This is a genomic window from Bordetella sp. BOR01 (assembly GCF_019218885.1).
In the GTDB taxonomy this organism is placed as follows: domain Bacteria; phylum Pseudomonadota; class Gammaproteobacteria; order Burkholderiales; family Burkholderiaceae_B; genus Bordetella_A.
Window position 1 is genome coordinate 1,329,918 of the sequence record NZ_JAHUWT010000002.1, and the last position, 23,202, is coordinate 1,353,119.

A 23,202-nucleotide genomic window follows, 5' to 3' on the forward strand; every position below is an offset into this window, starting at 1 on the left:
CGTCACGCCTGGCCTGCATGGCGCTGCAGCAGCGCCAGCACGGCCGGATCGACCGCGATGCCGTCGCGCCGCTGGCGCGCCATGTTGGCCAGCTCGATTTCTCCCGGCACGATGACCGGCCGGTCGGCATCGGTGGCCGGGCTGGCATGCAGGATGGCCGCGAAGTCGGACATGCGCTCGGCCAGCCATGCCGCCGACCCCAGCCGCGCGGTGTCGATCAAAATGAAAAAATGCCCCAGGTTCTGCGGCTCGTCAGGAGCATCCACCCACGATTTCACGTGGGTCAGGTAGGCGGCATTCGAGAGCAGGCCGGCGAACAGGTCCACCATCAACGCCAGGCCATATCCCTTGTGTCCGCCGATGGGCAGCAGGAAACCGTCGAGCGCGGCGGCCGCGTCGGTGGTGGGCCGCCCGTCGCGGCCGGTGGCCCAGGTGTCGGGAATGGCGCTGCCGCGCTTGAGCGCGTTGCGGATCTTGGCGCGCGCCACCACGCTCATGGCCATGTCCAGCAGAAACGGCGCGCCGTCGGGGTTGGGTACGCCGAAGCCCAGCGGGCTGTTGCCCAGCCGCGCGTCGCTGCCGCCCCAGGGTGCAATGGTGGTGGTGGCGTTGCTGCCGATGATGCTTGCAAAACCTGCTTGGGCCGCGATCAAGCTGTATGGCGAGATGGGGCCGAAGTGGTTGCTTTGCCGGGCAAACGCCACGCCCACGCCGCAAGCCTTGGCCGCCTCCATGGCGGCACGCAAGGCGTGCATGCCGACCAGCGGCCCCACCCCGTTGTCGCCATCGACCAGGCGCAGCGCCGGCGCCGGGCTTTGCACGGTGACGCGGGCCCTGGCCTGGATGCCGCCCACCAGCAGGCGTTCGCCATAAGACTCGACGCGGCTCAGGCCATGGGTGCTGAGTCCGAACAGGTCCGCCTGCACCAGCACGCGCGCCACGTCGGCGGCGTCGTCAGGCGGCAAGCCCAGGCCGGTGAAGGCCCGCGTGCCCAGGTCCAGCAGTTCGGCTTCGGAAAAAACGGGCGGGGAAGTCAGGGATGCGTTCATGCGGAATCGATGTCCTGTCGAGGGAAATGGCGGGCGCTATTCGGTGCGCAGCTTGGCGCGGCGCACGACCTCGCCCCAGCGCTGGCCTTCGGCCTGGATGAAGTCGGCGAATGCTTGCGGCCCGAGTCCGACGGGTTCGCTGGAGTCATGCGCCAGGCGTTCGCTGACCGATTGCGATTGCAGGGCCGCCAGGGCGTCTTTCTGAAACCGCGCGATGACGGGCGCGGGCGTGCCGGCCGGGGCCAGCAGGCCGAACCATTGCGAGCTTTCGAAGCCGGGGTAGCCTTGCTCGGCCACGGTCGGCACGTCGGGCAGCACCGGCAGGCGCCGCGCCGAACCGACGGCGATGATGCGTACCTTGCCGGCTTGCGCGTGCGGCAACAGGCCGGGGGTGCCGGCCGACGCGGCGTCGATGTTGCCGGCCAGCAGGTCGGTGGTCTGCGCGCCCGTGCCTTTGTAGGGCACATGCATGACATCGATGCCGGTGGCCGTCTTCAGCATTTCGAATGCCAGGTGGCCGGCGCTGCCATTGCCGGCCGAGCCATAGTTCAGGACGCCGGGCTTGGATTTGGCCAGCGCCACGAACGAGGCCAGGTCGGTGGCGGGCACATTCTTGCCCACGGCGAAGATCATGGGCACTTTGGCCAGCAGGGCGATGGGGGCGAAATCGCGCTGGGGGTCGTAGGGCAGGTTGGGCATCATGGCAGGGTTGACCGCCAGCGTGCCCACGTGGCCCAGCAACAGGGTGTAGCCGTCCGGCTCGGCGCGCGCCGCTTCCATGGTGGCGATGACACCCTGGCCGCCGCCCTTGTTCTCGACGATGACTTGCTGGCCCAGGGTGCGCGACATCTCGGCCGCCATGGCGCGGGCGATCACATCCGAACTGCCGCCCGGCCCATAGGGCACCAGCAGGCGCACCGGGCGCTGCGGCGACCATTCGTCCGCGGCGGCCGCGGCCGGGCTGCCGGCCAGCACGGCCAGGCTGGCCAAGGCCAGGGCCGGTGCGGCGCGCCAGCACAGAAATCGGTGGATCGGGTTCATGGCTTGTCTACCTCTGTTCTGGGCCCTGCAACGTGCGGGCTCGATGAGGCGTGATGATGCGCAAGCTCGAATATCCAGTAAAGTGCAAATATTCGATGGATTTTTGACGAAAACGCATGAAATTCGACCTGGCCGATTTGCGCGCCTTCCTGGCGGTTGCCGACCTGGGCAGTTTTCGCGCCGCCTCAGAGGTGCTGCACCTGTCGCAGTCGGCCCTGTCGCGGCGTGCCGACAAACTGGAGCAGGCGCTGGGAGTGCAACTGTTTACGCGCACCACGCGCAAGGTCGAGCTCACCACCATAGGCCGCGGTTTCGTGCCCCGCGCGCGCAATGTGCTCAATGAACTGGAAAGCGCGCTGGTCGGCATCCAGGACGTGGCCGAACGCATGTCGGGGCAGGTAACCGTCGCATGCGTGCCGTCGGCCGTGGCGTATTTCCTGCCGGCGGTCATTCGCGAATATCACCGGCAGTACCCGCGCATCCGCATCCGCCTGATCGATGAGTCTTCGTCGGTGGCGCTGACAGCCGTGGCGGGTGGCGATGCCGATTTCGGCCTGACCTACATCGGCACGCAGGACGCCGACATCGAATTCCAGCCCCTGCTGGAAGAACCGTTCGTGGTGGCGCTGCGCACCGACCACCCCTTGGCGCAGCGGCGCAAGCTGGCCTGGCGCGATCTGGCGGACTGCGAGTACATCAGCCTGGCGCAGGGCAGCGGCAACCGCTTTCTGATCGACCAGGCCCTGGCCCACAGCCCCGACCGGCCACGCTGGTTCTGCGAAGTGCAGCACGTGCCAGCCCTGGTCAGCATGGTCGAGGCCGGCCTGGGGGTTGGTGTCGTGCCGCAATTGGCGATGCCGCCGGTCGGGCACACCGCCCTGGCCAGCGTGGCGCTGACCGACCCGGTAGTCAGCCGCAAGATCGGGCTGATCCATCGGCGCGGACGCGAGTTGAGTCCGGTGGCGCGCTTGCTTTACGACATGGTGGTAGCCATGCGCAGGGAAACGCAGGCTTGACCGGCCCAGGGCCTGTCATGCGTCGCGGCCGTGCGTGGCTCTTTGAGAGTGGATGGGCCCTTAGTCCAGCAACGAGGCGTTCCAGGCATAGACGGTTTGCCGTTGTTCTCCCAGCCCGTCAATGCCAAGCGCAACGACGTCGCCGTCGCGCAGATAAACACAAGGCTTCTGGCCCATTCCAACGCCTGGCGGGGTTCCGGTGGAGATCAGGTCGCCAGGCTCCAGCGTGGTGAAGCGGCTGATGTAGCTGACCAGGAAATTCACATCAAACACCATTTTCTTGGTGCTGCCGGCCTGATAGCGCTTGCCGTTCACTTCCAGCCAGAGGCCGAGCGATTGCGGATCCGGCACTTCGTCGGCGCTGACCAGCCAAGGCCCGATCGGCCCGAAAGTGTCGCACCCCTTGCCCCGATCCCATTGTCCGCCCCGTTCGAGCTGGTACTCGCGTTCCGAGACGTCGTTGACAACGCAATACCCGGCAATGTGGCCAGGCGCTTCGCTGGGTTCGATATACCTGGCTTTTTTCCCGATTACCACGCCGAGCTCCACTTCCCAATCCGTTTTGCGCGAATCACGCGGTAGAACGATGGGATCATTGGGGCCTTGGGCGCAACTGTTCCATTTGGCGAAGATGATCGGTTCTTTCGGGACGGGCTGGCCCGATTCTTCCGCGTGGTCGCTATAGTTCAGCCCGACACAGATGAACTTTCCCATGCCCGCATAGGGTTTGCCCAGGCGTACGTCTTCACGTATGGCGGGCAGTGCCGCCGGATCGAGCGCGCGCAGGGCTTGCAGCGATTCGGGTCCAAGCCGGCAGGCGGTCAAATCCGGCATCACGCCGCTCAAGTCGCGGATGGTGCCGGTGGAATCGAGCACGCCCGGTTTTTCGGAACCCTTGCAGCCGTAGCGTAGTAATTTCATGTTTTCCTGGTCTTGCAGTAGATGGCGTGAGCGTAGGCGCCGGCGATAAAGGCAGAGAACGCCGGTGCGCTAAAGCTTGATACGGGCGATGTGGGCAAGCTCGATGACCTTCGACCACCGGGCGATTTCCGTGCGCGTTCGCTCTTCCAGTTCCGCCGGTGTCGAACTGGCGGCGATCGCGCCTTGCGCGGAAAGGCTTGCCTGTACGTCCGGCGCCGTGAGCACCTTGGCGGTTGCGTCGGCCAACCGGTCGACCACTTCCGCAGGCACGCCGGCAGGGGCTACCAGGGCAGTCCACGTATAGGCCTCGAAGTCCGGATAGCCCGCTTCCTTGAAGGTGGGAACCTGAGGCAGCGAAGCAAGGCGTTGGCCGGCGCCGACGCCGATTGCCCGGATTTTTCCGCTCTTGATATGCTGGAACGACGCCAACGCGTTGTCGAACATCACTGATACCTGTCCGCCGATCAAGTCGGTAATCGCGGCACTGCTGCCTTTGTAGGGTACGTGCACGATATCGAGTCCGTTCTGGCTCTTGAAAAGCTCCATCGTCAAGTTTGGAGGAGACCCGATACCTGGCGAGGCATAGTTGAATTTGCCGGGATTTTCCTTGATCCATTCGACAAATTCAGGCAAGGTCTTGGCCGGCACCGAAGGATGGACGTTCAGAATCAAGGGCAATACCGACGTCAACGAAATCTGCGCGAAATCCTGCAACGGATCGTAGGGCATGGGCTCGAACAGGCTTGGGTTGATGGCATGAGGCCCATTGCCCGTCAGCAGCACCGTATAGCCGTCCGGCACCGCGCGTGCCGCAGCGGCCTGTCCAATCAGGCCCGAGGCGCCCGCCCGGTTCTCCACCACGAAGGTCTGGCCGAATTCCTGCGTCAGTTTTTCGGCGAGTATGCGGGCGATTATGTCGGTTGCGCCTCCTGCGGGGAACGGCACAATCATTTTTACCGGCTTGTCGGGCCAGCGCGCCGGTTGAGCGCGCGCCGGCCCGACAATGCCTGTTGCCGCCATTGCAGCCAGGACGGCGACGAAGTTTCTGCGCTTCATGCGTGTCTCCATTTTTATAGTGCCCGAGCCGGTTGCGCCGGCCTATGGCGGCGGCTGCTTCAGGCTGCGCGGTAAAAGGGCTCGTCACCCAGGATCGTCGTGCGGCGCATGAGCCGCCGGTAACGGTCGTCGAATTCCGTCGCGCGATGCATGGTCGAGCGGTTGTCCCAGAAAACGAGGTCGCCCGGCCGCCATTTATGGGAATAGACGAATTGCGGCTGCGTGGCAAAGTCGCTGAGCTCCACCACCAGCTTGCGGCCTGCGTCCTCGTCCATGCCGGCTATCGTGCGGGTCAGCCCTTCGCCCACGTATAGCGCCTGCCTGCCCGTGCCGGGATGCGTGCGGATGACGGGGTGCGTGACAGGCGGCGTCCTGGCTTCTTCCTCGGCCGTCAGCTGGGCGCGGTGCGCCAGGTAAGTCCGGTAATGCCAAGCGTAATCATGCACGCCCTGCCGGGTGGCCAGGCGCTGCTGCTCTTCGGGCGGCAGCGCGTCATAGGCGGCATGCATGCTGGCAAATTGTGTGTCTGCGCCCACCGGGGGGCACTCGACGCAATAAAGCAGCGATCCCATGCTGGGACGCTTGACGAAAGACATGTCCGAATGCCACAGCATGCCGGCGCGATCCGCTCCGATCTTTTCCCCTTTTTCATCGACCACGTTGGAAATGATCGTGACCTCGGGGCAATCGGCCATATTGAATCGGCTAAGCACGTGTCCTACCAGGGGGCCGAAATGGGCGCTGAAGTCCCGGTGGGCGGTTGGGGGCAGGTCTTGATTGCGAAAGACCACCACCCCATGCCGTTCCCACGCGTCTTTGATGTCTCTGGCTACCTCTGCGCTGACGGGGATGGAAAGATCGACGCCATCGACTTCCGCGCCCACGTGGTCGGCGAGCTTCTTGACGGTGATCCCGCTTGCTTCGTAGCGATATACGTCTTCGTTCGAAACCATTGCGCTCTCCATTTTTGTTTTATGTCTGATTGTCGACAATTAAGTGTATAGAGAAAAGAGCCGTATGACAATGGTTGAATTGTGCCGAAGACACTGCGCTGACAGGCCTACGGAAAGGTTGTCGACAATTATGGTCGAGTGGATTTCAGTACGCTTTGGGCATAGGTGAGATTATCCCTCACCATTTGGCTGCCTGCCCGGTTTGAGTCGGCGCCATGTTGCCGCGCGAACGCGTCCAGCGCTGTTTCCCAGTTTTTAATCGACTGCTTCCGGCGAGACGCAGACGACAAGCCAAACTTGGTGTAGCGCGCTATCTGCAGCGACATCTGGTTCAAGAGCACCGCCAACTTCTTGTTTCCGCCGCGCGCGCAGATATAGGTGGCCATGCTTGCCGACAGTTCGGCATGGAGCAGGGCGGCGGACTGCTCATCAGTTGCCGCGATGGTTTTTATCCTGGCGAGCGTCTCTTTTAGAAATTTCAAGTTTTCTTCAACCGCCTGAGCGGCGAACAACTCGAATGCGACGCCCAGCAACGCGGCGCGGATTTGATAGATCTCTGCCATTTCTTCAGCGCTGAGTTCCGTCACTTTGGCGCCGTGGCGGGGACGTATTGACACGACTCCATCCCGCTCGAGAATGCGCAGGGCTTCGCGGACGCTGCTGCGGCTTACGCCGAAGAGTTCGGCCAGGGGGATTTCACGCAGATTGGCACCGGGCTCGATTTCATTTTTCATGATCCCGTCCGCAATCGCTTTGGCAATTTGCTCAGGCAGCGTGGCGAATTGAGGAAGTGAGCCGAGTTGCATAAAGGGAAAGCGAAACCAGAATGCGGGGGAGGCGCCCATGGCCAAGGCTGGAGGGATGGGCGGATGTTACACCAGGACATCCAGTCATCCTCGGCCCGCTTGCCGAGGGCGGTTTCCGATAGCGGCCTTGGCTGCAGCGAATCGAGGCGCACCCGCCGCTTCCGGGCCGCTCCGCCTCGACGTCCGGAGGGCCCGACTCTTCAAACGATTTCCGGATCGCCTTCTTTCTTGACCGGCTTGACGAGGTCCTCGCGCTTGACCCCCATCCACATGGCCAGGGCGGCGGCCACGAATACCGACGAGTAGATGCCGAACCAGATGCCGATGGTGAGCGCCAGCGCGAAGTAGTGCAGCGACGGGCCGCCGAAGAACAGCATGGCCAGCACCATCATCTGGGTCGAGCCGTGGGTGATGATGGTGCGCGAGATGGTCTGCGTGATGGCGCTGTTGATGACCTCTTGGACGCTGGCCTTGCGGTACTTGCGGAAGTTCTCGCGGATCCGGTCCATGATGACCACGGACTCGTTCACCGAGTAGCCCAGCACCGCCAGCACCCCCGCCAGCACCGACAGCGAGAATTCCCACTGGAAGAACGCGAAGAAGCCCAGGATGATGACCACGTCGTGCAGGTTGGCGATGACGCCCGCCACCGCGAACTTCCATTCGAAGCGCACGCCCAGGTAGACCATGATGCCGATCACCACGAACAGCAGCGCCATCAGGCCGTTGTGCAGCAGTTCCTGGCCAATCTGCGGGCCGACGAATTCGACGCGGCGCAACTGCACCGACGGGTCGGCCTCTTTCAGCGCTTCCATGACGGTTTCGCTTTGCGCGGCCGAGGTCTGGCCTTCGGTCAGCGGCAGCCGGATCATGACGTCGTGCGAGGTGCCGAAATTCTGCACCTGGAAGTCGGAATAGCCCAGCTTGGTTACCGCGCCGCGCACGCTTTCCAGTTGCGCGGTCTGGGCGTAGTTGACTTCCATGACCGTGCCACCTGTGAATTCGATCGACAGGTGAAAGCCGCGCGTGATGATGAAGAACACCGCCAGCACGAACGTGACCAGGCTGATGATGTTCAGCACCAGCGCATGGCGCATGAACGGGATGGTGCGATGGATGCGGAAAAATTCCATGTTTCGCCTTGCTTCTTATCGATGCCGGGCGGACACGCCGCCCGGCAGGGTCAGTTTGCCTTGGGTTTCCAGATGGTGCCGATGGAAATCCGGGCGAGTTTCTTCTTGCGGCCGTACCACAGGTTGGCCAGCGCCCGGACGCCCACCACCGAGGTGAACATCGAGGTGACGATGCCCAGGCAGTGCACCACGGCAAAGCCGCGGATGGGACCCGAGCCGAAGGCCAGCAAGGCCAGGCCGACGATGAGCGTGGTCAGGTTGGAGTCGAGGATGGTGCCCCAGGCGCGCTCGAAGCCGTGGTGGATGGCCTGCTGCGGCGAGGCGCCGTTGCGCAGTTCTTCACGGATGCGCTCGTTGATGAGCACGTTCGAGTCGATGGCCATGCCCAGCGTCAGCGCAATGGCGGCAATGCCCGGCAGTGTCAGCGTGGCCTGCAGCATGGACAACAGCGCCAGCAGCAGCAGCACGTTCATCGACAGGCCGATGGTGGAGAACACCCCGAACAAGTGATAGTACAGGATGATGAACACCGCGATGGCCAGGAAGCCGTACAGCGTGGAATGGAAGCCCTTGGCGATGTTGTCGGCCCCCAGGCTGGGGCCGATGGTGCGTTCCTCGATGATGGACATGGGGGCGGCCAGCGCGCCGGCGCGCAGCAGCAGCGCGGTATCGGCGGCCTCTTCGGCGCTCATGCTGCCCGAGATCTGCACCTGCCCGCCGGCGATTTCGCTGCGAATGACCGGTGCGGTCACGACTTCGCCCTTGCCGTTCTCGAACAGCAGGATGGCCATGCGCTTGCCGACGTTGTCGCGGGTGACGTCGCGGAAGATGCGCGCGCCCTTGCTGTCGAGCGTCAGGTGCACGGCGGCCTGCTGCGTTTGCGAATCGCGGCCCGGTTGGGCGTCTTGCAGGTTCTCGCCGGTCAGGATGACCTGGCGGCGCACCAGGATGGGGCCGCCGTCGCGGTCGGTGTAGCGTTCCAGGCCGAAGGGCACGGTGCCGCCGGCCATGGCCGACTGGGCCGCCGGGGAATCGTCGACCATGCGGATTTCAAGCGTGGCGGTACGGCCCAGCAGTTCCTTGGCCTTGGCCACGTCTTGCACGCCGGGCAATTGCACGACGATACGGTCGGTTCCTTGCTGCTGGATGACCGGTTCGGCCACGCCCAGCTCGTTGATGCGGTTGTGCAGGGTGTTGATGTTTTGCTTCAGCGCGGAATCTTGCACGCGCGTGACGGCGGCCGGGCTCAGCATGCCCACCAGGGCGGGGCGGCCGGCGTCTTCGCTTTCGGTGAACTGCAGGTCGGGCAGGCGGCTGCGCAGCGTGGAGTGGGCACGGTCGCGTTCGTCGGCGCTGGCAAAGGTGGCCACCACCGAGGTACCGGCGCGCTCGACTCCGCGGCTGGGGACTTTTTCATCGCGCAGAACGGTGCGCACGTCGGCCGCCAGCGAATCGTAGCGGGCGGTCAGGGCGCCCTGCATGTCGACTTGCAGCAGGAAGTGCACGCCGCCGCGCAGGTCCAGACCCAGGTACATGGGCTTGGGCTCGAACCAGCCCAGCGCGCGCATCCAGGGCGGCGAAGCGGGCAGCAGGTTCAGGGCCACGGTGTATTGCGGGTCGTCGGCAACGGTGTTGAGCGACCGTTCGAGCAGGTCGCGCGCCTGCAATTGCACGTCGGTGGACGGGAAGCGGGCGCGGACGGTGCCCAGCGTGCCGTTCTGTTCGTAGTACACATTGGTGGCGGGCAGGTTGCCGGCCGCCAGAATCTGTTCGACACGGTTCAGCGTGGCGTTATCGACCTTGACGGTAGCCTTGGCGCTGGATACCTGGACGGCGGGGGATTCGCCGTAGAAATTGGGCAGGGTGTAAAGCAGGCCGATAACGACCGCGACCAGCACCGTAATGTACTTCCAGAGGGGATAGCGGTTCATTGGCGGCGAGTTTTCATGCGTGGTAGGCGGGAAAAGGCCCCCGTGGCGGGGGCCGGATAAGACGCTTACAGGTCCTTGATGGTTCCCTTGGGCAGCACGGTGGATACCGAGGTCTTCTGCATCAGCACTTCGACCGGCTTGTCGACCTGCTGGGCGATTTCGACGGTAATGTAGCTGTCGGTTACCTTGGAAACCTTGCCCAGGATGCCGCCGGCGGTCATGACTTCGTCACCCTTGGCCAGGTTCGCGACCAGGTTGCGGTGTTCTTTCTGGCGCTTCATCTGCGGACGGATCATCAGGAAATAGAGGATCACGAACATCAGCACGATGGGCAGCATGCCCATCAGCGTGCTGGCGCCGCCTTCGGCGGCCTGGGCCAGGACGATGCCGGCGGTGTCGATAGTGGACATGAGAATCTCCTGAATGGGGTTGTTCGGTCAGGTTATGGAAAATTATGGCTTCTGCACCCGTCCCCGCGCGAGCCTTGGACAGGGCAAGCCGACTATTGTAGCTAGGTTATGCGGGGGGGGAAGCCCCGAGGGGCGGATGTTGTTGGCGGTGGGCGAAATGGGGGCAGGGGATGGTTTGTCGTACTGGCCCCGTCCCGCGGCGCTGGGGCAGGCGGTGGCGGCGAACGTGCGTCGGGCTCGGGCGCATGCCGGCGCCCTCGGCCTGCTGCGCAGGCTGCCCCGCCGCCCGACACGCCGCCACCGCCTGCCCCAGCGCCACGGGACTGCACCCTATGCAAAAAACCACTATCCGATGCCGCGTTTGCGGTCGGTGGCGAACCGGGCCCGCCAGGCATCGAAGGTGCCGGCAGCGATGGCCTCGCGCATCTCGGCCATGATCGCCAGGTAGAAATGCAGGTTGTGCAGCGTGTTCAGCCGCGCGCCGGTGATCTCGTTGGCGCGCTGCAGGTGGTGCAGGTAAGCGCGCGAAAAGTGCGCGCACGTATGGCAGGCGCAGCTTGGGTCCAGCGGCCGGGTGTCGTCGCGGTATTTGGCGTTGCGGATCTTCAGGTCGCCGTAGCGCGTGAACAGCCAGCCGTTGCGGGCATTGCGGGTGGGCATGACGCAGTCGAACATGTCGACCCCGCGCGCCACGCCCTCGACCAGGTCTTCGGGCGTGCCCACGCCCATCAGGTAGCGCGGCGCGTGGGCAGGCAGGCGCGGGGCCACGTGGGCCAGGATGCGCATCATGTCTTCTTTGGGCTCGCCCACCGACAGGCCGCCGATGGCGTAGCCATGGAATCCGATGTCGGCCAGGCCGGCCAGCGATTCGTCGCGCAGCGATTCGTACATGCCGCCCTGCACGATGCCGAACAGCGCGTTCGGGTTGCCCAGCCGGTCGAATTCTTCGCGCGAGCGGCGCGCCCAGCGCAGCGACATGCGCATCGAGCGGGCGGCTTCTTCGGCCGTGGCGGGGCGGCCATCGATCTGGTAGGGAGTGCATTCGTCGAACACCATGACGATGTCCGAATTCAGCGAACGCTGGATGCGCATGGATTCTTCGGGCGTCAGGAACAGCCGGGCGCCGTCGATGGGCGAGGCGAACTTCACGCCTTCTTCGGTGATCTTGCGCATGCCTTGCAGGCTGAACACCTGGAAGCCGCCCGAGTCGGTCAGGATGGGCTTGTCCCATTGCATGAAGCCGTGCAGCCCGCCGTGGCGGTCCAGGATGTCGGTGCCGGGCCGCAGCCACAAATGGAAAGTGTTGCCCAGCACGATCTGCGCGCCGATTTCCTGCAGTTCGTGCGGCAGCATGGCCTTGACGCTGCCGTACGTGCCCACGGGCATGAAGATGGGGGTCTCGACCACGCCGTGGTTCAGCGTGATGCGGCCGCGACGGGCGCCGCCGTCGGTGGCCAGGAGTTCGAAGTTCAGTCCGGTCATGGTCAGGGGGCGGGCGATTCGATGAACATGGCGTCGCCATAGCTGAAGAAGCGGTAGCGTTGGGCGACGGCGTGCGCGTAGGCGCGGCGGATGGGTTCGATGCCGGCCAGGGCCGACACCAGCATCAGCAGGGTGGATTGCGGCAAATGGAAGTTGGTCACCAGCGCGTCCACCACCTGGTAGCGGTAGCCGGGGGTGATGAACAACTGCGTGTCGCCCTGCACCGGCGCCAGCGGGGCTTGCGGGCCGTTGGGGTTCTGGGCGGCCGCCGATTCCAGGGCGCGCACACTGGTGGTACCCACGGCGATCACCCGGCCGCCGCGGGCGCGCGTGCGGGCAATGGCGTCGATGACAGGCTGGCCCACCGTGTACCACTCGGCGTGCATGATGTGCTCGGCCAGGTTGTCCACCCGCACCGGCTGGAAGGTGCCGGCGCCGACGTGCAGGGTGACGAAGGCGCGTTCCGCGTCCAGTTCGGCCACCCGTTCCAGCATGGCCTGGTCGAAATGCAGGCCGGCGGTGGGGGCGGCCACCGCACCCGGTTCGCGCGCGTAGACGGTCTGGTAGCGGGACTCGTCGGTGGCGTCGGCGGCGTGGGTGATGTAGGGCGGCAGGGGCGTGGCGCCATGGGCGTCCAGCAGGTCGAGCACCGGCGCCGGAAAGCGCAGGTCGAACAGTTCGCCGGCGCGGCCCAGCACGGTGGCCTCGAAGGCGCCGGCCAGGTGCAGCGTGGTGCCCGGGCCGGGCGACTTGCTGGCGCGCACGTGGGCCAGCGCACGGTCGGGTTCGATGATGCGTTCAACCAACACTTCGACTTTGCCGCCCGAGGCCTTGTGGCCGGTCAGCCGGGCCTTGATGACCCGGGTGTCGTTGAACACCAGCAAGTCGCCGGGCCGCAGCAGGCCGGCCAGGTCGGGGAACTGGCGGTCGTGCAGGGCGCCGGCGCCGTCCAGGTGCAGCAGGCGGCTGCCGCCGCGCTGTGCCGCAGGGGTCTGGGCAATGAGCTCGGGCGGCAGGGTGTAGTCGAAGTCGGAAACGGTAAAGGGCGAGGACACGCGAGGCAATTCAAGTAGGGGCGCCAGGAAAACGCCGCCAGCGGGCGGGCGCGGACAACCCGGTATTGTAAGCGGCCCGGACCGCGGGGGTCCGCCGCCATCCGCAGGCCCGCCAGGTTCTGTATGCTTGCGTCTTCGACGGCAACAGCAGCGTGGCGGATGCGGCATGGCGGTACGGGCAGACAGGCGGGGCGGACGATTCAAGCAATGGTTGGCGGCCTGGGCGCTGCTGGGCGCGGCCATGGCTGCCCAGGCGCAAGGCCTGCCCGACGAGTTGACGCGCGCCTGGAAAGCCGCGGGCCTGCCGGGCTCGTCGCTGTCGCTGGTAGTGCAGGAACTGGGCGGCCGGCGCATGGTGGCCATCAACGCCACCGAGCCGCGCAATCCCGCCTCGGTCATGAAGATGGTCACCACCTGGTCGGCCTTGTCCGAGCTGGGGCCCAACTATGTCTGGCGCACCGAGTTCCTGACCGAACCGGGCGCGCGGCCCGACCTGCATGGCGCCTTGCCAGGGCCGCTGTACCTGCGTGCCGGCGGCGATCCCTACCTGCTGATGCAAGACCTTTGGGCGCTGCTGCGCGAATTGCGCCTGCGCGGCGTGAAGAAAATCGGCGACCTGGTGGTCGATCGCAGCATCTTCGGCCAGGTGGCAACCGATCCCGGCGCCTTCGATGGGGCCCCCGACCGCGCCTACAACGCCAGCCCCGACGCCCTGATGGTGGGTTTCGGCGCGCTGCGGCTGTTGTTCACGCCCGATCCGGCGGCGCAGAAGTGGGTGCCCATCATCGATCCACCCTTGCCGGGCCTGCGCATCGAGGGCCAGGTCAATTGGAGCGAGATCCGCTGCCCGGGCCCGCCCGTGGTCACTACCGATCCCGTGCTGACCCAGCAGGGCGTGTCGATCCGCCTGGGCGGCACGGTGGCCGGTTCCTGCGGCGAATTCAGCCTGTACCGGCTGGCGCTGCCGCAGCCCGAGTTCGCCGAAGCCCTGTTCCGCCTGCTGTGGCGCGAGCTGGGCGGCACGTTCACCGGCAAGATCCGTGCCGGCATGGTGCCCGCCGACGCGGTGGTGCTGGCCACGCACGAGTCGCCGCCGCTGGGCGAGGCCATCCGCCAGATCAACAAGCGCAGCAACAATGTCATGGCGCGCACGCTGCTGCTGACCTTGGGTGCCGAACGCGGCCGCCGGCCCGCCAATACGGAAAGCAGCGAGGCCGTGGCCAAGGCCGTGCTGGCCGGGCAGGGCCTGCACATGCCCGAACTGGTCATGGACAACGGTGCCGGCCTGTCGCGCGATGCGCGGGTGTCGGCCGAAAGCCTGGCGTCGATGCTGACACTGGCCTGGCATACGCCGCTGATGCCCGAGTTCCTGTCGTCCCTGTCGATCGCCGGGGTCGATGGCACCATGCGGCGACGCCTGAAGGGCGACGAAACCGTCGGCATGGCCCACCTGAAGACCGGTTCGCTGCGCGATGTGCGTGCGGTGGCCGGCTATGTGCTGGGTGCCAGCGGCAAGCGCTACGTGATGGTCAGCATCGTCAACGATCCCAACGCGGCCGCGGTGCGGGCATTCGACGATGCGCTGATCGCCTGGCTGGCCAGCCAGTAAGCCGCGCCGCCCTCAAACGGTTTACGATTGCGCTGTCTGGCGCGCCGATGCATGCCTATTTGTTTCCTGGAGACCGCCGCACATGCCCGTGCATGAAATCCGCCATCCGCTGATACGCCACAAGCTCGGCATCATGCGCCGCGCCGACCTCAGCACCAAGAGCTTTCGCGAACTATCCCAGGAAGTCGGCGCGCTGCTCACCTACGAAGCCTCGAAAGACCTGCCATTGGCCCAGTCCACGGTCGAAGGCTGGTGCGGTACGGTTACGGTCGAGAAAATCGCCGGCAAGAAAGTGACGGTGGTGCCCATCCTGCGCGCCGGCATCGGCATGCTGGACGGCGTGCTCAGCCTGATCCCGGGCGCCAAGGTCAGCGTGGTGGGCGTGGCCCGCAACGAAGAAACACTGCAGGCGCACACCTACCTGGAACGCCTGGTGGGCGAACTGGACCAGCGCCTGGCGCTGATCGTCGACCCCATGCTGGCCACCGGCGGCTCGATGCTGGCCACCATCGACATGCTCAAGCGGGCCGGCTGCCGCGAGATCCGCGCGCTGGTGCTGGTGGCGGCCCCGGTGGGCATCCAGGCCGTGCTCGACCGCCATCCCGATGTGCATATCTACACGGCGTCCATCGACGATGGCTTGAACGAGCATGGCTACATCATGCCGGGCCTGGGCGATGCCGGCGACCGCATCTTCGGCACCAAGCAGACGGCGGAATGAACGCCGCCCGGCCGATCAGGCGGCCAGCGTCTCGCGCCGGCCGGCCAGGTGCGTGCCGAACCAGTGAAGCTGGCGCGCCAGGCCCGCCACTTCGCCCACGATCAGCAATGCCGGGGCCCGTACATCGTGGCTGCGCGCCACATCGGCCAGGTCGGCCAACTGCCCGCTGACGACCCGCTGTTCGGGCCGGCTGCCATTCTCGATCAGGGCAAACGGCGTGGCCTCCGAGCGGCCATGCCTGATCAGGCGGGCCGACAGCGTTTCCAATTGCCCCACGCCCATATAGAAGGCCAGCGTCTGGTGTTCGCGCGCCAGCCCGGTCCAGTCCAGCGAGTCTTCGTCTTCGCGGCAGTGGGCAGTAACCAGCCGGACCGATTGCGCGTGTTCGCGATGCGTCAGCGGAATGCCGGCATAGGCCGCACAGGCCAGCGCGGCGGTGATGCCGGGCACCACTTCATAGCGCACCTGGTGGGCGCGCAAGTATTCCAGTTCTTCGCCGCCGCGCCCGAAAATAAAGGCATCGCCGCCTTTCAGGCGAACCACGCGCCGGCCGGCGCGCGCGTGCTCGACCATCAGCGCGTGGATGCGCGCCTGGGTGGCGTCGTGGTCTTCGCCGAGGCGCTTGCCCACCGATTCGCGGTCGGCATCGCGGCGCGCCAGCGCCAGTACCGCCGGGCTGACCAGGCGGTCGTACAGGATGACATCGGCTTCGTTCAGGGCCCGCAGCGCCTTCAGGGTAAGCAGGCCGGGGTCGCCCGGCCCGGCACCCACCAGCACCACGCTGCCCTGGCCGGCATCCTGCGGCGCCTGCAGCGCTGCTTCCAGCACGCGTTCGGCTTCGGCCGGCTGCTGTTGTCGCAGCAGGCCCGCCACCGGGCCGTCCAGCAGCCAGTCGTAGAAACGGCGGCGTTGTTTCAGGTCGGGCCGGCGCTCGCGGATCCGCGGACGATAACGTGCGGCCAGCGCAGCCAGCGCGCCCAGCGAATGGTCGAACAGCGATTCGACCCGTTCGCGCAGCCGGCGCGCCAGCACGGGCGCCACCCCCGAAGACGAGATGGCCACGATCAGCGGCGAGCGGTCGACGATGGATGGCACCTGGAACGACGACAGTTCGGCATCATCGACCACGTTGCTGAAGACGCGCCGCGCTTGCGCGGCCTGCGAGACGGCCGCATTGACCGCGCGGTCGTCGGTGGCCGCCACGGCCAGCCAGGCGCCGTCCAGCCATTCGGGGCGGAACTCGCCTGCCAGGGCCTGGATGCGGCCCTGCGCGGCCAGCTGGGCCAATTCGGGCACCAGTTCGGGGGCGCCCACGTGCACGTCGGCCGAGGCTTCCAGCAGCAGCTGCACTTTGCGCGCGGCGACCTCGCCGCCGCCCACGACCAGTACGCGGCGGCCCTGCAAGTCGGCAAATAGGGGGAAAAGCTTCATGAAAATCAGCCAGGCGGGACGAACCCGCGATACGTCAGTCGATCATAGGGACAGCCTTACATCCCTACAACTTTTGATTTATTGGATTGATATAGCGATAAGTGATTAAGCGATGTCGGCCCCCATGGCGCCACGCGCGTCGCATAAAACAGGCGTAGCTCCACCGGGGACGCCACGGAGCCGGCTCCGCCGGTCCGCCAGCGTCGCCTCCTTGAGGGGAGGTGCCACTTCAGCTCTTCAGCCATTGCGCCATGTCCACCACGTCGCGCGCCACATCGCCCAGGCGGCGCTGGCTTTGCATGGCGCGTTCGCGCAACAGGCGATGCGCCTGTTCCTCGGACACGCCGCGCAACCGCATCAACAGCCCCTTGGCTTTTTCCACGGCCTGCCGGTCGGCCAGGCGTTGGCGCGCTTCGGCCAGCTCGACGCGGCGCGCCCGTTCCACGGCACCGCGCTCGATGGCCACCGTCAACAGGGGCTGGATGCGCTCGGGCGGGACGGCCCCCACCACATAGGCGGCCACGCCTGCCTGCAGCGCCGCCCGGATGGTGTCGCGGTTGCCGTCGTCGGTGAACATCACCACCGGCCGGGCGCTGAACTCGCTGGCCACACAGACATCTTCCAGCGTGTCGCGGGCGGGTGCGTCGGCATCGATCAGCACCACGTCCGGCGCCAGCTGGGTGATGGCCTCGGCCAGGTCCATGCCGGCGGCCCGCTCGGCGACCACCTGCACGCCAGCCGCGGCCAGGGTCTGCCGCAAGGCCGCCGCGCGCCCGTCTCCGTCGTTCAGAAGCATGACCTTCAGCATGGTGACTCCTCTTCAACCTGAAAGAGCAATATCCATGCCATTGGCGCGGCCGGGCGGGGTGGGGCCACCGGGCCCGCCCAGCGCCCGTGGGCAGGGCGCCTGGCACGCAAATGGTGCACTGCGCAATGCATGCGCGCACCAACTTGGACCGTCGTGGGGCCGCCTTGTCCGCCCGCCGCGGGCAAGAGCGATTGGCATGATGTTTGCTTGATGGAATGGGCAGCCAACGGCGGTTGCCCGCCGCTTGCAGCGGCCTGATGGATGAACAACGGCGTTCTACGTAGCTCCAGGCAAACCGCCTGGACGGTGTGGAACGCTTTTTTTATGGAACTCGCAAATGCCCGGCACGCCTCGCAACATCGATCCGACCAACGCGCAGCGCCGCGAGTGGCTGGGCACTACCGTCAAGGCCGTGGCTGGGGCGGGGCTATTGGGCCTGGTCGATCCGCTGGTGCGTGCCGGCGCCTGGGCGGCCGGCAGCGATGCGCCCGAGAAGTCCGAAGTGCGCATCGGCTTCATTCCGTTGACCGATTGCGCCTCGGTGGTCATGGCCTCGGTGCTGGGCATCGACCAGAAGTACGGCGTGAAGATCGTGCCGTCCAAGGAAGCTTCGTGGGCCGGCGTGCGTGACAAGCTGATCAATGGCGAGCTGGATTTCGCCCATGTGCTGTACGGCCTGGTGTATGGCGTGCACCTGGGTATCGGCGGCCCGCAGAAAGACATGGCAGTGCTGATGGGCCTGAACCAGAACGGCCAGGCCATCAGCCTGTCGGCCAAGCTGCGCGAAGCCGGCGTGACCGACGGCGAATCGCTGCGCAAGCACATGCAGGCCGAGCAGCGCGTCTACACCTATGCCCAGACTTTCCCGACCGGCACGCATGCCATGTGGCTGTACTACTGGCTGGCCGCGAACGGCATCGACCCGATGCGCGAGGCCCGCGTCATCACCGTGCCGCCGCCGCAGATGGTGGCCAATATGCGCGTGGGCAACATGGACGGCTTCTGCGTGGGCGAGCCCTGGGGGGCGCGCGCCATCATGGATCGCATCGGCTTTACCGCCGCGACGACCCAGCAGATCTGGGCCGACCATCCCGAAAAAGTGCTGGGCACCACCTCCGACTTCGTGGCGGCGCATCCGCATACCGCGCGCGCCGTCACGGCGGCGGTGATCGAGGCGGGCAAGTGGATCGATGCCTCGCCGGAAAACCGCCGCAAGACGGCCGAGACCATCGCGGCGAAGTCCTATGTGAACACCGCCGCCGATGCGATCGTCGACCGCATGCTGGGCCGCTATGCCGATGGCCTGGGCAAGACCTGGGATGACGCGCATCCGATGCGCTTCTATGCCGATGGCGCGGCGTGTTTTCCGTACCTGAGCGATGGCATGTGGTTCCTGACGCAGCACAAGCGCTGGGGGCTGTTGAAGACCCACCCCGACTATCTGGGCGTGGCGCGCTCTATCAACCGCATCGACGTCTACAAGCAGGCCGCCGCCGCCGCCGGGGCGCCGTTGCCGGCCAGCGAATCGCGCGCATCCACGCTGATGGACGGCGTGCGCTGGGACGGCAGCGACCCGGCCGCTTATGCCGACGGTTTCAAGATCAAGAGCTGACGGAGCGCATGCCATGCCCACCACTTTGCTGTCTTCTTCTCCGTCGCGCCATATGGCCTGGCGCGCGGCCGCCGATGCGGCGCTGCGTGCCGTCATCGGGCCGGCGGCGGGTTTTGCCTTGTTCGTGCTGGTATGGCAGGCCATCGCCATGTGGATTCCGGACATCCCCACGCCGGGTGCTACCTGGGAAGCGGCCCGCGCGCTGTTTGCCGACCCCTTCTACGACAACGGTCCCAACGACCAGGGCATAGGCTGGAACGTGCTGGCGTCGCTGCGGCGAGTGGCGATCGGTTTCGGGATGGCCGCGCTGGTGGGCATTCCGGCCGGCTTCGTGATGGGGCGCTACGCCGCGGCCCACGCCATGTTCGCGCCCATCGTCAGCCTGCTGCGGCCGGTATCGCCGCTGGCCTGGCTGCCGTTGGGCCTGCTGCTGTTCCGTGGCGCCGACCCGGCCGCCATCTGGGCGATTTTCATCTGCTCGATCTGGCCCATGGTGATCAACACCGCGGCCGGCGTGGCACGTGTGCCGCAAGACTATCTGAACGTGGCCCGCGTGCTGAACCTGTCGGAATGGCAAGTGGTGACCAAGGTGCTGCTGCCATCGGTGTTGCCGCACATCCTGACCGGCGTGCGGCTGTCGATCGGCACCGCCTGGCTGGTGATCGTGGCCGCCGAAATGCTGACCGGCGGCACCGGCATCGGCTTCTGGCTGTGGGACGAATGGAACAACCTGAAAGTCGAGCACATCGTCGTTGCCATTTTTGTGATCGGCATCGTGGGCCTGGTGCTGGAAACCGCGTTGGTGCGGCTGGCCCGCCGCTTCGCCTATACCGAGGAGTAGAGCCATGCAGAAATTCGTGCGCATCGAGCGTGTCGGCCAGACCTTCGTGACGCCGCGCGGCAGCTTTGTCGCGCTGCGCGATATCGACCTGACCGTGGCGCAAGGCGAGTTCGTCTCGCTGATCGGACATTCGGGCTGCGGCAAGTCCACGTTGTTGAACCTGGTGGCGGGCCTGGCCCGCCCCACCGAGGGCGTGCTGCTGTGCGCCGAGCGCGAGATCACCGGCCCCGGCCCGGATCGCGCCGTGGTGTTCCAGAACCACTCGCTGCTGCCCTGGCTGAGCTGTTTCCAGAATGTGCACCTGGCGGTTCAGCGCGTGTTCGGCGCGCGCGAAGGCAAGGCCCAACTGGCCGAACGCACCCATGCGGCGCTGGCGCTGGTGGGGCTGTCGCATGCCAGCGAGAAACTGCCGGGCGAGATTTCGGGCGGCATGAAGCAGCGCGTGGGTATCGCGCGGGCCCTGGCCATCGAGCCCCAGGTGTTGTTGATGGACGAACCCTTCGGCGCCCTGGATGCGTTGACCCGCGCGCACTTGCAGGACGAACTGCTGAAGATCGTGGCCGCCACGCGAAGCACCACCATCATGGTGACCCACGATGTGGATGAGGCGGTGCTGCTGTCGGACCGCATCGTCATGCTGACCAACGGCCCGGCGGCCACCATCGGACAGGTGCTGGCGGTGCCATTGCCGCGCCCCCGCGATCGCGTGGCGCTGGCCAGCCATCCCGATTACCTGGCCTGCCGCGCCGCGGTGGTCGATTTCCTGCACCGGCGCCACGGCAATCCGGCGCAGGCCCGGGCAGCCGCGCCCCGCGAAGCCGCCGAAGTCATGGAAGCCGCCGACGCCTGAGGCGCGGCCCACAAGCAAGACGAGAGACATCATGGAAAAGAAACTGAAGCTGGTGATGGTGGGCAACGGCATGGCCGGCGTGCGCACGCTGGAAGAACTGCTGAAGCTGGCCCCCGACCTGTACGACATCACCGTATTCGGCTCGGAGCCCTATCCCAACTACAACCGCATCCTGCTGTCGCCGGTGCTGACCGGCGAGCAGACTTTGCAGGACATCGTGCTCAACGATGTGGACTGGTACCGGTCCAATGGCATCGACTTGCGCATGAACTGCAAGGTGGCGCGCATCAATCGCGCGCGCCGCATCGTCGTCGGCGAAGACGGCAGCGAAGTGCCCTACGACCGGCTGCTGCTGGCCACCGGGTCGAACCCGTTCATCCTGCCGATTCCCGGCAATGACCTGGACGGCGTGGTGACCTTCCGCGACATTCGCGACGTGAACCTGATGATCGAGGCGGCCCGCACGCACAAGCACGCGGTGGTGATCGGCGGCGGCCTGCTGGGCCTGGAAGCCGCCAGCGGCCTGGCGGCGCGCGGCATGGAGGTATCGGTGGTGCACCTGGGCTCGGGGCTGCTCGACCGCCAGCTCGATCCGCAGGCCGCGCTGCTGCTGCAGCGCAGCCTGGAAGCGCGGGGCCTGAAGTTCCTGATGCCGCGCCAGACCGAGGCATTGCTGGGCAGTGAACAGGGCCGCGTGCGCGCGGTGCGCTTTGCCAATGGCGAGGAAGTCGACGCCGACCTGGTGGTGATGGCGGTGGGTATCCGGCCCAACACCGACCTGGCGGAAAGCTGCGGCCTGTACGTGAACCGGGGCGTGGTGGTCAGCGACACGCTGCAGACCTACGACCCCCTGATCTATGCCGTGGGCGAATGCGTCAGCCACCGCGGCACCGCCTACGGCCTGGTGGCGCCGCTGTTCGAGCAGGCCAAGGTGGCCGCCAATCACTTGGCGCTGCATGGCATCGGCCGCTATGAAGGCAGCGTGACCTCGACCAAGCTGAAAGTGACTGGCATCGACGTATTTTCGGCCGGAGACTTCCTGGGCGGGCAGGGCACCGAAGAAATCACCCTGGCCGACCCGGTGGGCGGGGTCTACAAGAAACTGGTATTGAGAGACGACAAGCTGGTCGGTGCCTGCCTGTATGGCGATACGGGTGACGGCGCCTGGTACTTCCGGCTGATCCGCGAGGGCAAGCGCATCGACGAGCTGCGCGACCAACTGATGTTCGGCGAAAGCGCCATCGGCGGCGACACCGGCCATGCCGGCGAGAACCGCGCCATCGGCATGGCCGACAGCGCCGAAGTGTGCGGCTGCAATGGCGTATGCAAGGGCGCCATCGTCAAGGCCATCCGCGACAAAGGCCTGTTCACGGTCGATGAGGTAAAGAAACACACCAAGGCCGCTAGTTCCTGCGGGTCTTGCAGCGGCCTGGTAGAGCAGATCCTGATCAACTGCGTGGGTGGTGCGGCCGACGTCAAGCCGAAATCCGAGAAGGCCCTGTGCGGCTGCACCGACCTGACACATGGCGAAGTGCGCAAGGCCATCCGCGAGCATCACCTGGTCACTATCCCGGCCGCCATGCATTTCATGGACTGGCGCACGCCCGATGGCTGCGCCACCTGCCGACCGGCCTTGAACTACTACCTGTTGTCCACCTGGCCCGGCGAGGCGCGCGACGACGGCCAGTCGCGCCTGGCCAACGAACGCATGCACGCCAATATCCAGAAAGACGGCACGTATTCGGTGGTGCCGCGCATGTGGGGAGGCGTGACCAACCCGTCCGAATTGCGCCGCATTGCCGACGTGGCCGACAAATACGCGATTCCGCTGGTCAAAGTAACCGGCGGCCAGCGCATCGACCTGCTGGGCGTGAAGAAAGAGGACCTGCCCAAGGTGTGGGCCGACCTGGACATGCCTTCGGGTCATGCCTATGGCAAAAGCCTGCGCACCGTGAAGACTTGCGTGGGCAGCGAATTCTGCCGCTTCGGCACGCAGGATTCCACCGCCATGGGCATTGCGCTGGAAAAAGACCTGGTGGGCATGTGGAGCCCGCACAAGGTCAAGCTGGCGGTGTCGGGCTGCCCGCGCAACTGCGCCGAATCGGGCATCAAGGACGTGGGCATCATCGCGGTGGACTCGGGCTGGGAACTGTATGTCGGCGGCAATGGCGGCATCAAGACCGAAGTGGCGCAGTTCTTCGCCAAGGTCAAGACCGCCGAAGAAGTGCTGGAATACAGCGGCGCGTTCCTGCAGCTTTACCGCGAAGAAGCCTTCTACCTGGAACGCACCGTGCACTACCTGGCGCGCGTGGGCCTGGAGCACGCCAAGGTCCGCGTGGTCGAGGACGCCGCCAACCGCGCCGAACTCTACGCGCGCCTGAAGTTCGCCCTGTCGTTCGAGACCGACCCGTGGGAAGCGCGCCGCGAAACCGCCCCCGCCGCCCGCGAATTCCAATCATTGACCGTATGAGACCGAC

Annotated in this window: 20 protein-coding genes; 7 read left to right on the forward strand and 13 right to left on the reverse strand. The window is 66.0% G+C overall.

The window, feature by feature from the left end:
- Positions 1-2: 2 nt before the first annotated feature.
- Together KW845_RS14060 and KW845_RS14065 are read right to left on the reverse strand one after the other, a co-directional pair.
- The gene (locus tag KW845_RS14060; protein WP_218369828.1) at positions 3-1,049 is read right to left on the reverse strand and encodes an Ldh family oxidoreductase; all 1,047 of its coding nucleotides are present in this window, start codon (positions 1,047-1,049) and stop codon (positions 3-5) included.
- 36 nt (positions 1,050-1,085) lie between these two features.
- Entirely contained in the window at positions 1,086-2,090 is a 1,005-nt protein-coding gene (locus KW845_RS14065; protein WP_218369829.1) for a tripartite tricarboxylate transporter substrate binding protein, read from the reverse strand.
- A 116-nt stretch (positions 2,091-2,206) separates the two neighbouring features.
- Between KW845_RS14065 and KW845_RS14070 the strand changes: the two genes are divergently transcribed.
- Positions 2,207-3,106 (forward strand): LysR family transcriptional regulator, encoded by a 900-nt coding sequence (locus tag KW845_RS14070; protein ID WP_218369830.1) that lies wholly within the window; start codon positions 2,207-2,209, stop codon positions 3,104-3,106.
- Positions 3,107-3,166: 60 nt separating this feature from the next.
- Here KW845_RS14070 and KW845_RS14075 read toward each other — a convergent pair whose 3' ends face one another.
- The 9 genes from KW845_RS14075 to queA form a co-directional block, all read right to left on the reverse strand.
- Positions 3,167-4,027: a fumarylacetoacetate hydrolase family protein gene (locus KW845_RS14075; RefSeq protein ID WP_218369831.1), complete on the reverse strand. Its 861-nt coding sequence runs from the start codon at positions 4,025-4,027 to the stop codon at positions 3,167-3,169.
- Positions 4,028-4,096: 69 nt separating this feature from the next.
- Positions 4,097-5,083: a tripartite tricarboxylate transporter substrate binding protein gene (locus KW845_RS14080; protein WP_218369832.1), complete on the reverse strand. Its 987-nt coding sequence runs from the start codon at positions 5,081-5,083 to the stop codon at positions 4,097-4,099.
- A gap of 59 nt (positions 5,084-5,142) precedes the next feature.
- A complete protein-coding gene (locus KW845_RS14085) occupies positions 5,143-6,036 on the reverse strand; it encodes a TauD/TfdA family dioxygenase (protein WP_218369833.1) in 894 nt (297 codons plus the stop codon).
- Positions 6,037-6,164: 128 nt separating this feature from the next.
- The gene (locus tag KW845_RS14090) at positions 6,165-6,881 is read right to left on the reverse strand and encodes a GntR family transcriptional regulator (protein WP_218369834.1); all 717 of its coding nucleotides are present in this window, start codon (positions 6,879-6,881) and stop codon (positions 6,165-6,167) included.
- Positions 6,882-7,042: 161 nt separating this feature from the next.
- Complete coding sequence (gene secF, locus KW845_RS14095) at positions 7,043-7,975, reverse strand: protein translocase subunit SecF (protein ID WP_218369835.1); 933 nt, start codon at positions 7,973-7,975, stop codon at positions 7,043-7,045.
- Between the two features lie 50 nt (positions 7,976-8,025).
- Positions 8,026-9,906, reverse strand: coding sequence for a protein translocase subunit SecD (secD, locus tag KW845_RS14100; RefSeq protein ID WP_218369836.1), 1,881 nt, complete (start codon positions 9,904-9,906; stop codon positions 8,026-8,028).
- A 65-nt stretch (positions 9,907-9,971) separates the two neighbouring features.
- Entirely contained in the window at positions 9,972-10,316 is a 345-nt protein-coding gene (gene yajC / locus KW845_RS14105; protein ID WP_218369837.1) for a preprotein translocase subunit YajC, read from the reverse strand.
- A 345-nt stretch (positions 10,317-10,661) separates the two neighbouring features.
- Positions 10,662-11,798: a tRNA guanosine(34) transglycosylase Tgt gene (gene tgt, locus KW845_RS14110; RefSeq protein ID WP_218369838.1), complete on the reverse strand. Its 1,137-nt coding sequence runs from the start codon at positions 11,796-11,798 to the stop codon at positions 10,662-10,664.
- Positions 11,799-11,800: 2 nt separating this feature from the next.
- Positions 11,801-12,853, reverse strand: a complete 1,053-nt coding sequence (gene queA / locus KW845_RS14115; RefSeq protein ID WP_218369839.1) for a tRNA preQ1(34) S-adenosylmethionine ribosyltransferase-isomerase QueA — start codon at positions 12,851-12,853, stop codon at positions 11,801-11,803.
- A gap of 166 nt (positions 12,854-13,019) precedes the next feature.
- Between queA and dacB the strand changes: the two genes are divergently transcribed.
- Both dacB and upp read left to right on the forward strand, forming a co-directional pair.
- Positions 13,020-14,462, forward strand: coding sequence for a D-alanyl-D-alanine carboxypeptidase/D-alanyl-D-alanine-endopeptidase (dacB, locus tag KW845_RS14120; protein WP_218369840.1), 1,443 nt, complete (start codon positions 13,020-13,022; stop codon positions 14,460-14,462).
- A gap of 82 nt (positions 14,463-14,544) precedes the next feature.
- A complete protein-coding gene (gene upp, locus KW845_RS14125) occupies positions 14,545-15,183 on the forward strand; it encodes a uracil phosphoribosyltransferase (RefSeq protein ID WP_218369841.1) in 639 nt (212 codons plus the stop codon).
- 15 nt (positions 15,184-15,198) lie between these two features.
- Here upp and cysG read toward each other — a convergent pair whose 3' ends face one another.
- Both cysG and KW845_RS14135 read right to left on the reverse strand, forming a co-directional pair.
- Positions 15,199-16,614, reverse strand: coding sequence for a siroheme synthase CysG (gene cysG, locus KW845_RS14130; RefSeq protein ID WP_218369842.1), 1,416 nt, complete (start codon positions 16,612-16,614; stop codon positions 15,199-15,201).
- A 229-nt stretch (positions 16,615-16,843) separates the two neighbouring features.
- Positions 16,844-17,422 (reverse strand): ANTAR domain-containing response regulator, encoded by a 579-nt coding sequence (locus KW845_RS14135; protein ID WP_218369843.1) that lies wholly within the window; start codon positions 17,420-17,422, stop codon positions 16,844-16,846.
- Positions 17,423-17,759: 337 nt separating this feature from the next.
- On the opposite strand from KW845_RS14135, the gene KW845_RS14140 reads away from it, so the two are divergent.
- Genes KW845_RS14140 through nirB form a run of 4 tightly spaced genes read left to right on the forward strand, consistent with a single transcriptional unit; the run spans position 17,760 to position 23,195 of the window.
- Positions 17,760-19,034 carry a CmpA/NrtA family ABC transporter substrate-binding protein gene (locus KW845_RS14140; RefSeq protein ID WP_218369844.1) on the forward strand — a complete coding sequence of 425 codons (1,275 nt, stop codon included), beginning with the start codon at positions 17,760-17,762 and terminating at the stop codon, positions 19,032-19,034.
- A 52-nt stretch (positions 19,035-19,086) separates the two neighbouring features.
- The gene (gene ntrB / locus KW845_RS14145) at positions 19,087-19,875 is read left to right on the forward strand and encodes a nitrate ABC transporter permease (RefSeq protein WP_255592675.1); all 789 of its coding nucleotides are present in this window, start codon (positions 19,087-19,089) and stop codon (positions 19,873-19,875) included.
- A gap of 4 nt (positions 19,876-19,879) precedes the next feature.
- Entirely contained in the window at positions 19,880-20,725 is an 846-nt protein-coding gene (locus KW845_RS14150; RefSeq protein WP_218369846.1) for an ABC transporter ATP-binding protein, read from the forward strand.
- Between the two features lie 31 nt (positions 20,726-20,756).
- Positions 20,757-23,195, forward strand: coding sequence for a nitrite reductase large subunit NirB (gene nirB / locus KW845_RS14155; protein ID WP_218369847.1), 2,439 nt, complete (start codon positions 20,757-20,759; stop codon positions 23,193-23,195).
- Positions 23,196-23,202: the final 7 nt, after the last annotated feature.